Consider the following 12,979-nt stretch of genomic DNA (forward strand, 5'->3'; position numbering starts at 1 on the left):
TGCAGGTGTAACGCGTCAGACCGGATAAAATAGCTGGGGAGTATACATAGGTGATCCATGAGACTGCTTGGGCGACTATCTAATGATATGCAGTACATTTATCATTGAATTAATACTTCGCCACATTACTATCCGTAAATTTTCTTGCAGATAGTAATACCTCAATGACATTTATGAGACTTCGAACCATTTTGGTTGGCTTATCGATTGCTTATTCATCAGCACTAAATGCCAGCGTCGTGAGAGATGACGACAAACTTTTAATCGAAGGTAAATTACTTAATGCCGATGCTGACAACGTTGTTGCGTTAATTAACGAACACGTTATTCATACAATTGTCTTTAAAAATAGCCCTGGGGGAGAATGGCGTGCTGGGATGCGTATTGGAAATTTTATATCCAGTAAAAACATAACTACAATTGTAGAAGGAGTGTGTGCCTCAGCATGCACCCTGGCCTTTTTAGGTGGAGATAAAAGAAAATTTTCCCATCAATCAAATGCACCTATACTTTTTTTCCACGCGCCATATTCTGCTGACAATCAACGCACCATCGAAAATCTGAAAAGAGCTTTTTTTTCTTGGATTGAGTATCGAACAAAAAAAGAAATTCCTGTCCAATTTTCAGATGCAATGAACAACACGATCTCAGCACGTGGAGGGATATTTTTATTCTCTGCTGTTGATCCCATTGTAAAATCCGCAGGAGGAGGTATTACTCAAATTTGCAAGGGAAGCGAGATTAGAATACCGCTAGATTGTGAAAGAACTGACGCAATTTCTGCCGTTAGCTTGGGAATTATTAATGAAGAATAAATCTGCCTCTCCTATTTATTATATTATATTATATAAATATTAATAATTTACGGAGTCTGTGATATGGATGATTATTCTGATGGCGTGAAATACGTCGTGATAATGTCGCTCGGCATGTTGACGGGCGTCGCCGGGATGTCCTTGTACATTTATTGGTTTGGATTACCTTTTTGAGAAAAGGTGCGGCGCAGATTTAAAATTTGCTTTTTACATTTTAAAAGCGCAAAAGAATTTTAGCTATATACAAAAATGCCCGCGCGATGCGGGCATTTTTGTTTGGGATGGGATAACTACGTCCCATTAAGTCTCCCAAAGCAACTTTGGTTCACTGGTACTGAAAAATCAGGACAGGTGACCAGAAATGAGTTTAGTCATTTCAAACATGGATACTTGCTTCTTGCCGCCGAAAACAGCTTTCAGTTTGTCATCCGCGTTGATGTTACGTTTGTTTTCTGCGTCTTGCAGGTTATGCTTCTTGATGTATTCCCATACTTTTTTAGTGACTTCAGTACGTGGAATTGCTGCTGCACCGATGACTGCTGCCAAAGTTGGGGAGATTGTCATTGGTTTCATGAACGCTGCGTTTGGCTTGCGTTCTGCTGCTGGCTTAGCTGCAGCTGCTTTTTTAGGCGCTGCTGCTGGCTTCGCTGCTGCTGCTTTTTTAGGCGCTGCGGCTGCTTTTGCTGCTACTGGCTTTTTGGCCGCTGCGGCAGGTTTTGCTGCTGGTTTAGCTGCTGGTTTTTTTGGTGCTGTTGCCATAAATAGCCTCCTTCACAAATTTCGTGGACGGAGCTTTGATCATTGTTGAAAAGCTCCTGCATTGCGTCACTTTACGCATTGCTAATAGTGGTGGGGTTTTTACACTGATGCAAGTGTTTTTTGTCGCTTTTTAGCGAAAATAGGCGAGAAATTCAGCTTCGTTGGATTTATGTGCAAAAAAAAGCCGTATCGGAGCAATTTTCCCTCTGATACGGCTTTTTTTATCGACAATTTCAGATACGAAAACTTCGGTGAAAAATCAGCGTTTTCCGGGCATCATGCCCTTCATGCTGCGCAACATTTTCATCATGCCGCCACCGCGTAATTTTTTCATCATGCTTTGCATTTGTTCAAATTGTGCCAGCATCCGATTGACTTCCTGGATCTGAACACCTGCACCGGCGGCGATACGGCGCTTGCGTGAGGCCTTGATCAATTCTGGTTTGGCGCGTTCCAAAGGTGTCATGGAATTGATCATGCCCTCCATGCGGCGGACTTGCTTTTCGGCTTGATCCATATTCGCGCCAGCGGCTGCTTGTTGCATTTGCGCTGGTAATTTATCCATCAAACCAGATAAACCGCCCATATTTTTCATTTGCGACATCTGCATTTTGAAATCGTTGAGGTCAAACTTGCCACCGTCTTTGAGTTTGTGTGCCAGATTCTGCGCTGCAGCAACATCCATGCCTTTTTGCGCGGATTCGACCAAAGCCAGAATATCACCCATGCCCAACACGCGATTCGCCATGCGGGTAGCATCAAAGGCTTCCAAACCGTCGAGTTTTTCGGCGACGCCGACAAATTTGATTGGCTTACCAGTAACGTAGCGAACTGATAAGGCGGCACCACCACGTGAATCACCGTCAAGCTTCGTCAGTACAACACCGGTTAATGGCAGCGCATCATTAAAGGCTTTAGCGGTGTTAACCGCATCTTGACCTAACATCGCATCGACCACGAACAAGGTTTCTATCGGTTTAACGGCTGCATGAACGGCGGCAATTTCTTGCATCATGGCTTCGTCGATACCGAGGCGGCCAGCAGTATCGATAATCAAGACCTCGTGGTAGTGCTTTTTAGCAAAATCTAAGGCAGCAAGGGCGATATCGACCGGTTTTTGGTCTGGCGTCGAGGGGAAAAAGTCCGCTCCGACCTGCTCGGTCACGGTTTGCAACTGCGCAATCGCGGCAGGGCGATAAACGTCGGCGGAAACGGTTAAGACTTTTTTCTTTTTTTGTTCGCGTAAATATTTAGCTAATTTACCAACGGTGGTGGTTTTACCTGCACCTTGCAGACCTGCCATTAAGATAATGGCAGGAGGCTGGCAGGCAAAACTGAGCTGCGACGCTTCTTCACCAAGATCTGCACCCATAAGGGCGGCGAGTTCTTTTTGTACAACGCCGACCAATGCCTGGCCTGGCGTCAGTGAGGAAATGACCTCTTCGCCCATCGCTTTTTCTTTAACACGGGCAATTAATTCACGGACTGCAGGCAAGGCAACGTCGGCTTCCAGCAAGGCCATGCGCACTTCGCGCAGCATGTCAGCGGTATTGGATTCGGTCAGGCGGGCTTCACCGCGCATGGTCTTGACGACTTTGGCGAGGCGCTGGGTAAGATTATCAAGCATAGCGAAGAATAGGTTTTCTTTGAAAAATAGCAATGATTGCAATGGTTGCAATGGTTGCAATGGTAGCAATGATGGGCTGGGTGCAGATCCAGCCTTTGTCGATGTTTGGGCAAACGATAAAGTGCATGGCGCGCCCCCGCAACTGCAAATTAATCTGGCATTTTACCTGATCATCGTCGCTTGCCGTCGCAAATCGCTGTTACAAATGATTTTTACGACGAGGTTTTTACGACGGTAGTGTTCGATGGCGATGACATTTTGGCAGAACTGTCAACTTTGCGGTGACTTCAGCTATGATACTCAGTCAGCATCGCTGCATGGTTCGGAATAATAAATAAAGGAGACACAGATGTTTAAAAAGCTTTTGGTAAGTGCCATCGTACTTGGCGGTTTTTCTTGCGTTACTGCACAAGCTCAAGAAACTATACGTTTAGGAAATCTTAAATTTGCCCATTATGGTGCCGTGTCGTATATCAAAGAAATCGCTCCCAAATGCGGAATAAAAGTGGACGAAAAGGTGTTTCCTAAAGGTCTTGATGCCATGCAGGCCGTCATTGCAGGTGAATTGGATGTCGCTGCCGTCTCTTCAGAAGCGGTTATTTCTGCGCGGGCCAGTGGGACGCCCATTTATCTGGTGGCTGGTTTTGCCAAAGGTGGTGTTCGCTTAGTGGGACGCAGCGATTTGCCTTTAAAAACGGTCAAGGATTTGAAAGGTAAAAAAGTGGGTGTGACCCGCGGTGGGATTCAGGATATTTTGCTCGCGGCTGAATTGTCGCAAAATGGACTGACTTATTCCGATCAGCCAGGTAAAGATGTACAAATTATCTACCTTGGTTTTCCCGACATGAATCAGGCGCTCATGGGTAAAAATATTGATGCCATGATGCAATCGGAACCGTATTCTTCACAGGCGATCAGCAAAGGGTTTGGCAAAGAAATTATTAAACCCTATGACACAGCAATAGGTGAGCCTGTACGCACGATGGTTATGACCGAAAAATTCTATAAAGACCATCGCTCGGTTGCAGAGAAATTTATGCATTGCTTTGTAGAAGCGACTAAAGCATTTATCGATAACAAAGCGCTGGCAGAAAAATATGTACGCGAAAACATGTTCAAGGGACAGGTGAGTCATGAAGATTTTATCAATGCGATCGAAAATTCTCCGTACACCTACGACATCACTGCCGAACATATCCAGATCACTACTGATCTGATGCAGAAATATGGCGTCGGTCGCATGGTGAAGCCGCCAGTTGCGAAGGACTGGGTAAAAACAGACTTGTTAGATCAAGCGAAGAAGAGTCTGAATATTCCATGATGCAAGGATTCATTGTTGCAATGAGCGCGTAACGATATAAAACGAGGGGGCGCCAATCGAGTTGTCCCCTTGTGTGACCACAGGAAATGACGATGAAACTAAAGTGGCGTGAAATTGGATCTGGACTCGTAGTACCTATTGGTTTGATTGCCATTTGGCAGTTGGTTACCAGCATGGAATGGGTGAATTCTCAGGTGCTGCCATCCCCTTGGGCGGTGCTGAAAAAGTGGCTGGAATATGCTTCACCATTGATGCCCTATGATCCGGCGAGTGGCAGTTGGCTTGCATGGGTACTGTCGGGCGAATTACTGCGCGATACGATGGGTACCATGTATCGCGTGCTGGTCGGATTTGTTGTTGGGGCTGGGTTGGCATTACCGCTGGGACTGATGATGGGCGCGAGTGCGCGCGTCTACGCATGGTTCAACCCATTGCTGCAGGTACTGCGGCCGATTCCCCCGATTGCCTATATTCCGTTGTCGATTTTGTGGTTTGGTTTGGGCAATCCTCCTGCTATTTTTTTGATATCGATTGGCGCTTTTTTTCCGGTATTGATGAATACGATCGCCGGTGTTCATCACGTCGATAATATCTACATCCGTGCCGCGCGTAATCTGGGTGCAAGCCAGACAACGATGTTTTTGCGAGTGATCTTGCCTGCGGCCGTGCCCTATATATTGTCGGGGGTACGAATCGGTATTGGCACTGCTTTTATTGTCGTCATCGTTTCTGAAATGATTGCCGTGAACAATGGCTTGGGTTTCAGGATTTTAGAAGCACGAGAATATTTTTGGTCCGACAAAATTATCGCTGGCATGATCAGCATCGGCATGCTGGGTCTGGCGATTGATGTTGCGATGAACCAATTAAATAAACATTTATTGCGGTGGCACCGTGGATTGGAAAACTGAGATGACGACAAGCGTGACATCGCATATCAACGTGAATGCCGTGAATAAAATTTTCAGCACGGCCGACAAGGAAGTTATCGCTTTGCGCGATATCAATTTAGAAATTCCAGAAGGACAGTTTGTTTGCTTACTCGGCCCGTCAGGCTGTGGAAAATCGACTTTGCTTAACGCGATTGCGGGTTTTTCATTGCCAACGTCTGGCACGATTATCGCCAACGGCAAAACGGTGTCTGATCCAGGTCCGGATCGCGGTATGGTGTTTCAGGAATACGCTTTATTTCCGTGGATGACTGTCGAGAAAAATATTGCCTTTGGTTTGGAAATCAAAGGCTTGAAACAGGCAGAGATTGCGCAACGTGTTAGTAACTTATTGCAAATGCTTGGTTTGTCAGAGTTCAGACAACGTTACCCCAAAGACCTGTCGGGCGGTATGCGGCAACGGGTGGCGATCGCACGCGTATTGGCATTGGACTCACCGATTATGCTGATGGACGAACCTTTCGGTGCCTTGGATGCCTTGACGCGACGTAATTTGCAGGATGAGTTATTGCGGATCTGGGCAGACTTGAAAAAAACGATCATCTTCGTCACACATAGTATCGAAGAAGCGATTTATCTGGCCGATCGCATCATTGTCATGACCTATCGTCCTGGCACCGTGAAGAAAGACATCGTGCTTGACTTGCCACGTTTGCGTGACCCCTCGTCGGCTGCTTTTAATGCGCTGAAACGAGAATTAGGGCAGTTGGTGATGGAAGAGCAACAGCGGCATCATGATGACGAATTGAAATTGGCGGCCATTGATTGATTGAATGAAGTATTGAATGACGGATTGATTGATGCATTTTTAGCACTTAGTTCTGGTGCTAAAACTTGTCTGACGAGCTGGCATTGTCGTAAAAGTATCAAGTTCCTTGAGGTTTTTCAGGTATTAATATTGCATACTCACGCCAGTATAAAAATTACCCCCATAATTCATAATGATAAATACTATAATTTGCGTTTTTTTATGGGGAGTATATTTTTTATGCGTTTTTTGATAGGTTGCGTTACAACTTTATTACATGTTTGAAGTAAGTAAGATTCATAATAGAAAGTTTTAGGATTAGCCTTGATATTAAAAATAGGTTTGACCTGCGTTCGACATTTTTAATTCCAGGTTCTATGCTTGTCTGGAGCCAGTATTCGTAGCAGGCTAAACGAATAAAATATGCTAATAAAATTCGCATATTGGTGACTTAGTAGCTATGATGAAGGTGTAAGAAAGCTTGAGGAGTTTGTGATGTACGTTGGCGCGATTGCTCTTTCAGGGCAAACAACCATAGCTGCACCATTTTCGCCTATTCAAAATACGGCGAGCGGGTCGACTGCGGTCAGTGGTTTCGTCAGCGCACCTGCTACCTCACCATCAACTGGATCACTACCTGTCGCTCTGGCAAGTTCTGTTACGTCAGGGACTAGCCAATCCACTGCATCTGAATCGACTTCCTTACAAAAATCCGCGGCATCATTGAATCATAATGCGCAGCCTCAGTTTGGTAGCATCGAGTTCAGCGTTGATCAGCAATCCGATAAAATGGTGCTTAAAGTTGTTGATCAGGAAACAAAACAAGTCTTGCTGCAAATCCCCTCAAAAGTAGCATTGATTCTTTCTGAAACCATCGGCAACGGTGGCGCAGGTAGCTTAATCCGCGAATCGGCGTAGCTTGCAATGTAGCGGCGAAGTATCGTCATTGTTCGCCATCGTTCACCATTGTTCACCATCCATACACGATCAAACTCAAGCTGCGGGTGGCCCAGCTTTCCTGCTAAAGAAGTGCCACAAGTTCAACGATACGATCCAAGGCCAGTAAGGCGTCGGTAATTATTTTATCTGCTTGGTCTTCTTTCTGCGCAGCGATCAACATCGGTGCACTGATGCAAAGACGTAATGCGCTGACGGCTGTTCCCATTCTCTCGCCACACAAGACTGGCTGACCTAGTTGAAATCTTAATTTTTGTAACGGCGCCGTAGTTGGACTTTGTAATTGTTGATACACCGCAGCAGTTTCGCTACGGGTCAGTGGCCGACGTTGATCATCGCTGAGAGTTTGGTAAATGATGAACGGAAATATTGTCTGTTCATTATCCCAGCTTCCGGTGCTGCCGATCGCACTTCGGTCCAGGGGCGGATTCTGTACCGGTTCAAAATGAGGATCTAGCGCCAGTCTTGTCCCAACGACGTCAAAGAATCGCCGTAAAAATGGCCGCAATTGCGCATCATTGAGTGCCGCGAATCGACGAAGTTCTGCCATCGCTGCTTCCCAGCGAAGTAGTAATCCAAAGTTTGCACCAACCTCCAGATTTAAAGCTGCATGGAGACCAACTGGCCAATCGGCTGCATAAGAGTAAGCACGTGCCCCGGCATGTAAAACCTGATCCTGGTGCGCCTTGGCGACCGCATCGGGAATAAGTAGTGCGCCAGAAAAAGTAGGCCCCCCCAGAAATTTTGAGCCCGTTAAGGCAATGCAAAAATCATGGGCGAGATAAGCACGCAAACTCGCTGTCGATAAACGAAATTGGCATGCGTCGACCACTACTTGAAGGTGTGTTGGCCATTGTTGCTGGAGTTTTTTGACTATTGAAATATCAGGAAAAATCAAACCCGTTTTGCAAACATCAGTGAGTATCAACAGTATACGTTTGTTAGCTGTGACAGCAGACTCGACCAGTGCCGCCAGCTCATGATCAACGCTGTCTGGATGCCGTGGACGACCGTCCGGTTCGCGCGCCGCGAATGTTTTTAACTCACCATGCCAATCACTGACAGCACTACCTGCCGGCGCTCCACCTGCGCAAGTCGAATCACTACTGAAATGCTTTCCTTGTAAGGCTGCGACCAGCCCGCTGCCAGTTTCGGCCGGGTCTATCATTAACGTCAGATCAGGTTCTAACCATTGTGCCAGGAGTAAATGGATATCCGTGCCGGATGCTGCCAACAAGGTGCTGACTTTGTCGTCGTTGGTAATTCCGCACAATGACAATAACTCAACGCGCAAGGATTGAATTTGTTCCGCATAAACGGATTCCGGACTCGCATGTTCAATCAGTGTTGCACAATGATCGCGCAAGAGATTGGCAGCAGCCAGACCCCGTTCTGAAATAATCGATGCGGTCGACGATCCTAAAGCGATCAGCTCCACATCGGGGAGCGTGCTGCATCCATACTTGTTGCGTCCCGTCTGTGGGTCAGGCGTGATTCTGGAATCACCACCGGAGACCAACAATTCTGCTGTCGATGGGAATGCCGTCATGAATTTGTGCCCACCTCGGGCAATTGGCGTGTTCGCGTATTTTCAAGTAACTGCCGAAATGCATTAAAGACTTTTTGCATTGCTGGTTTTTTATAGGGATACATGTCAACGGGGTCCATCGCATGCACTACCATCGCATTGTCGATTTCAAAAATTAACAAATTACCTTCGTGGGTTTCGGCACAGTCTATCCCAAGATATTGCATTCCCATGCGCTCATTGATGATACGTAACGCATTGGCATGACGGGTCGCAAATTCTTCCTCAAAATGTGCCATACATTCGGCTTCTTCGGCACGTTTTTCAGGGCTTTCATTCATTCCTGCGTTCAGATAATGAATCATCCAATGTGATGAAATCGCAAAATGACAGATGTACGCTTTGCCTTCAATTAAAGCGACGCGGTATTTACGAAAGAGACCATCCGGGCTCGCGTAATTCACAAAACGCGACACATAAAAATGTTCACTTTGAACCCGTTCCAGATACGCTTTCAAGTTTTCTGCATGATCCATTTTTTCCAGATCTTTGCCCGCATGTGATCCCAGTGGACGAATGATGAGTGGAAAATCATCACCTGGCAGCAAGGTCGCAAGATCAATCTTGCCTGCGCTTAATTGTTCCAACGTTGTACGATCAGCGCGGACTGTGACTGGCATTTCAATGCCGGCACAATTGCTCAGCGTAGCGCAAACGCCATCGCGTGACGTATTCGCAATCTTCTCTGGTAAATTGATCACTGGACGCGGCCAATTCGCGGTCAACAAACCCACTTTTTTTAAGAGCGGCTGATTGGCTTCCGATTCAGCGATACCGACTAACATGACATCGTGATCGGGTACGAGCTCAGGCCATTCGGCATTGAGGGTGAGATACAAAAAATCTAAAGAAACGTCAGAATCTTCAACGAGAAACTCGATGGGCGTATTTGACATCAAGTCGCCTGGCCCCATGATCACCAGCAATTTAAATCCCGGTTCTGACTTGTCAGCGGGCAAAGAATATAGAGCCTGCGTCTTGATCGCTTGCGCTTGCATCGCTATTGCCAAATCGTGATGTCCCATGATTTGCAAATAGACCGAACAATCCATCAATGCATGTGCATCGTTGATATTTTCTTCAGCGCGCTTAAGTAAAGCTTCGCCGATCGGATTGATATTTTCATTAGCGAATGCGCTGCGCATCAGCGGCGCAACACCGATTAGCGGGGCAAAGGCTTGCGAGGCATATTGAAGACGGTCGGACATACGCTTCCTTCTCGGTTGTTGTTGTGTCGCTTATGTTTCCTCAGACTTATTTGCTGCAGTATATCGCAGCAGAATATCGCTCCTGACCTAATTTTAGGACGGCGCTAAGCATGACATCAATCGCTGATCGATCAGTGCGATGATTGACGATCGCCGCCCGAATTGCCAGCTGTCCTCTGATCGTTGTTGTTGATGGTACCGCCAACCCTGATTCATGCAGATCGGTGACGATATCACGGTTCAAATCATCCAGATTGAGTTGGTTTGCTGGCGCTATCGTTGGATCACGGTAGCGGAAACACACCACATTCAGCGCGACAGGGGCGAGCAATTCCAAGCATGAATGTAGGGCGATTTGTTGCACCAGATATTGCGCTAAATCACAGGTCTGAGAAATGACTTTTCCTAATTTTTCAGTACCGTAAACTTGTATAGTGAACCAGGTTTTCAAGGCGCGAAAGCCGCGCGATAAATCCGGTCCAAAATCACAAGGCCACGGTGAACCGCCCGCCAGACCACGCGCTTCGCGGCGTAAGTACGCAACTGGTGCAGCGAAAGCATCCGTGTGTTGTGTGCTATCACGTACCAATAAAAAGCCCGCATCGTATTGAACCTGACCCCATTTATGGAAATCAAATGCAATCGAATCAGCGCGCTGAATGCCGTGAAGTAGTGGCGCAATTTTCGGTGACATCATACCCAGTGCACCAAATGCGCCATCAATATGAAACCAGCACGCTTCACGAGCCGCAATATCGGCGATCTCATTGAGAGGATCAATTGCACCGACATCAACGCTGCCCGCTGTGCCGGCGATGAAAAATGGTTGCAAGCCTGCGGCGCGGTCAGCTGCGATCGCAGCGCTGAGTGCTGCAGTATCCATTTGAAACAAGTCATTGCTCGGAATTCGTCGCAAAGCTGCTGTGCCAAAACCAGCTAAATCCATTGCTTGTGCCACGCAGCCATGTGCTTCGATAGACGTGTACGCAGTGAGCTGATGTGCCGCTTCGCGGACGCCATGTTGGCGCACATTCTTTCCTAAAGCAACTGTTCTCGCCACCAAAACGGCCATCAAATTGGCCATTGACGTACCGGTGACAAAAACACCGCTGGCGCTGTCTGGAAATGCGAATAATTCACGCATCCAGCGTACAATTTGTCGTTCTACTTCAAGTGGCATTTGGTCACGTCCGCCTGTGTTGGCGTTGAGGCCAGCAGCCAGCATTTCGGCCAACATGCCAACTGGCGAACCACCACCTTGCACCCATCCCATAAACCCCGGATGACTATTGCCAGGGCCATACGGCAGAATATCATTCATAAAGGTTTGATGGGCATTTGCTAATGTTTGTGGTTGCTGCGGCAGCGCAACCTGGAATTTGGCGCGTGCTTCTTGCGGAATAGGTTGCCAGACTGGGCGCTCGCGTAAATGTTCAACGAAATCCAACATATCGTCGAGCATACGGTGGCTTTGCTGGCGAAATGCACTCCAGTCTTCCGGATCCAGACTTTGGTGTGTGTTTTTGGGGGAATCTTCAGGCAGATCCGCGGGTAAATCTTTAGGCAGGTTATCCATCAATTTGTCGTGAAAAAACAATAGCTTATTATCTCACTTGCCACATAATTTGAGCAAACTTTCCATTTTTTTAAAAAACATGGCTGAGGTCGCCTCCTGATACCGACATGTTTGCCAATAATTTTCGTAAAAACAACTTTTAGCGTCCTATTTACGCTTGCTGGTGTCGACATTGGACAAGGCTTGAAAAAATGAAGATGCTGCAGGTCTTTGTCAGACGCCTTTTTAGTATGATTCACTGATATGACTTATTTATAATTCCTATTTATAATTCCTACTTATAATTCCTACTTATAATTCCTACTAATACGGCTTACTTATACGACCTACTTATACGACTAATGACGTCTTTATTTTTTAAATGTCTGACTGGTGCATTTGCGGTGTTATTGATTACATTGGCAAGCAAATCACGGTATTTCGTGTTGGCGGGATTAGTGCCGTTATTTCCCACATTTGCATTGATCGCCCATGTCGTTATCGGGACGAGCCGTTCCGTGACAGATTTGCAAACCACGGCCCTTTTCGGTTTATGCTCACTCATTCCCTACGCTGCGTATCTTGCTACAGTGTATTTCCTGAGTGTTCGAACGTCGCTGAGTATCACTTTAACCGCCGCCGTGGTCATGTGGATGGTGTCAGCTTCATGCATGTTACTTGTTTGGTTTCGAATTTTTCCGGCGGTAAATCAATGAAGATATTTTGTATGAGGGCAATCGCGGTAGGACGGGCGCAACCAGTGCTGGTATTGCTTCTAGCAAGGTTCATCAAAGGTACCGGGTTATATCTGTAGTAAAGGATTGACGATGGAAATTGTAAATTTTAAATTAATTTATGATGGAAAAGGACCACTCATCTGGAACGGTGCCGCCAATGATTTTGGATTGCAAGACAAGGAAGGTAATTTGGCTAAAGGTTCCCCTGGCGCCGGTAGTACACTTATTTTTGAATTTTCGCTAGAGGTAAAATCCAATACGTCAGATGCGCCAGTATTTGTCGGACTATTCTGTCATGGATCGCCAAAGGAGCGTTTTCTTTATCTAAGTTGGCGCAATCTTCAGGGTAATTTCGCTCAACGACTCAAGTTACCCTTAAATGGCATTTCTTCCATTGATGTTCAGACAGCGATATCTCAGCAAGCAACGATTGTTGGCTTGTTAAACGATCACAATCCCAGAGTGACGACCACTGGCGCCAACATTGGTGGAAGCCGTATGATGCATTGGGAAGTAACGTAATTGAAAATTCAGACTCTGGCTACAGCGCTGTCGTATGCAATTTCTGCCAGCCAGCTTAGGTCGGGTATAGGTTTAAGGGTTTAAATCAAAGCATTGTTCACATCGCTTCGTCGAGCGTCTTTGGCTGCCGGCAGATGATTACCAACGATATAGGGTTCAATCATCTTGGTATTGATGTCAGATGCCTTGATG

At 46.5% G+C, this 12,979-nt stretch carries 13 protein-coding genes; 7 read left to right on the top strand and 6 right to left on the bottom strand.

The window, feature by feature from the left end; genetic code table 11:
- The first annotated feature begins 173 nt into the window (after positions 1 to 173).
- Entirely contained in the window at positions 174 to 815 is a 642-nt protein-coding gene (locus ACO0K1_RS02310; RefSeq protein ID WP_423022274.1) for an ATP-dependent Clp protease proteolytic subunit, read from the top strand.
- Between the two features lie 342 nt (positions 816 to 1,157).
- Here the strand turns inward: ACO0K1_RS02310 and ACO0K1_RS02315 are convergent, their stop codons facing one another.
- The 3 genes from ACO0K1_RS02315 to ACO0K1_RS02325 all read right to left on the bottom strand — a co-directional run bounded on the left by ACO0K1_RS02315 (position 1,158) and on the right by ACO0K1_RS02325 (position 3,328).
- A complete protein-coding gene (locus ACO0K1_RS02315; protein ID WP_423022276.1) occupies positions 1,158 to 1,574 on the bottom strand; it encodes an SWIB/MDM2 domain-containing protein in 417 nt (138 codons plus the stop codon).
- A gap of 259 nt (positions 1,575 to 1,833) precedes the next feature.
- Positions 1,834 to 3,201 (bottom strand): signal recognition particle protein, encoded by a 1,368-nt coding sequence (ffh, locus tag ACO0K1_RS02320; protein ID WP_423022278.1) that lies wholly within the window; start codon positions 3,199 to 3,201, stop codon positions 1,834 to 1,836.
- On the bottom strand, positions 3,194 to 3,328 hold the full coding sequence (locus tag ACO0K1_RS02325) for a hypothetical protein (RefSeq protein ID WP_423022280.1): 135 nt from the start codon (positions 3,326 to 3,328) through the stop codon (positions 3,194 to 3,196). Before ACO0K1_RS02325 ends, ffh begins: the two co-directional genes overlap by 8 nt.
- A 222-nt stretch (positions 3,329 to 3,550) precedes the next feature.
- On the opposite strand from ACO0K1_RS02325, the gene ACO0K1_RS02330 reads away from it, so the two are divergent.
- The 4 genes from ACO0K1_RS02330 (at position 3,551) to ACO0K1_RS02345 (ending at position 7,138) form a co-directional block, all read left to right on the top strand.
- The gene (locus ACO0K1_RS02330; protein ID WP_423022282.1) at positions 3,551 to 4,522 is read left to right on the top strand and encodes an ABC transporter substrate-binding protein; all 972 of its coding nucleotides are present in this window, start codon (positions 3,551 to 3,553) and stop codon (positions 4,520 to 4,522) included.
- 92 nt (positions 4,523 to 4,614) lie between these two features.
- On the top strand, positions 4,615 to 5,433 hold the full coding sequence (locus tag ACO0K1_RS02335) for an ABC transporter permease (RefSeq protein ID WP_423022284.1): 819 nt from the start codon (positions 4,615 to 4,617) through the stop codon (positions 5,431 to 5,433).
- A gap of 1 nt (position 5,434) precedes the next feature.
- Complete coding sequence (locus ACO0K1_RS02340) at positions 5,435 to 6,241, top strand: ABC transporter ATP-binding protein (RefSeq protein ID WP_423022286.1); 807 nt, start codon at positions 5,435 to 5,437, stop codon at positions 6,239 to 6,241.
- 474 nt (positions 6,242 to 6,715) lie between these two features.
- Positions 6,716 to 7,138: a flagellar protein FlaG gene (locus ACO0K1_RS02345; protein WP_423022288.1), complete on the top strand. Its 423-nt coding sequence runs from the start codon at positions 6,716 to 6,718 to the stop codon at positions 7,136 to 7,138.
- A gap of 103 nt (positions 7,139 to 7,241) precedes the next feature.
- On the opposite strand, the gene ACO0K1_RS02350 is transcribed toward ACO0K1_RS02345, so the two are convergent.
- The 3 genes from ACO0K1_RS02350 to ACO0K1_RS02360 are packed head-to-tail and all read right to left on the bottom strand — an operon-like array spanning position 7,242 to position 11,549.
- Positions 7,242 to 8,726, bottom strand: a complete 1,485-nt coding sequence (locus ACO0K1_RS02350; protein WP_423022290.1) for a hypothetical protein — start codon at positions 8,724 to 8,726, stop codon at positions 7,242 to 7,244.
- Positions 8,723 to 9,973 carry an ATP-grasp domain-containing protein gene (locus ACO0K1_RS02355; protein ID WP_423022292.1) on the bottom strand — a complete coding sequence of 417 codons (1,251 nt, stop codon included), beginning with the start codon at positions 9,971 to 9,973 and terminating at the stop codon, positions 8,723 to 8,725. The genes ACO0K1_RS02350 and ACO0K1_RS02355 overlap by 4 nt, the downstream gene beginning before the upstream one ends.
- A 46-nt stretch (positions 9,974 to 10,019) precedes the next feature.
- Entirely contained in the window at positions 10,020 to 11,549 is a 1,530-nt protein-coding gene (locus ACO0K1_RS02360; protein WP_423022294.1) for a pyridoxal phosphate-dependent decarboxylase family protein, read from the bottom strand.
- A 341-nt stretch (positions 11,550 to 11,890) separates the two neighbouring features.
- Between ACO0K1_RS02360 and ACO0K1_RS02365 the strand changes: the two genes are divergently transcribed.
- Complete coding sequence (locus ACO0K1_RS02365) at positions 11,891 to 12,244, top strand: GlpM family protein (protein ID WP_423022296.1); 354 nt, start codon at positions 11,891 to 11,893, stop codon at positions 12,242 to 12,244.
- A 111-nt stretch (positions 12,245 to 12,355) separates the two neighbouring features.
- Positions 12,356 to 12,787: a DUF5990 family protein gene (locus tag ACO0K1_RS02370; protein WP_423022298.1), complete on the top strand. Its 432-nt coding sequence runs from the start codon at positions 12,356 to 12,358 to the stop codon at positions 12,785 to 12,787.
- Positions 12,788 to 12,979 lie beyond the last annotated feature (192 nt).

Source organism: Undibacterium sp. SXout20W (genome assembly GCF_049340285.1).
In the GTDB taxonomy this organism is placed as follows: Bacteria; Pseudomonadota; Gammaproteobacteria; order Burkholderiales; family Burkholderiaceae_D; genus Undibacterium.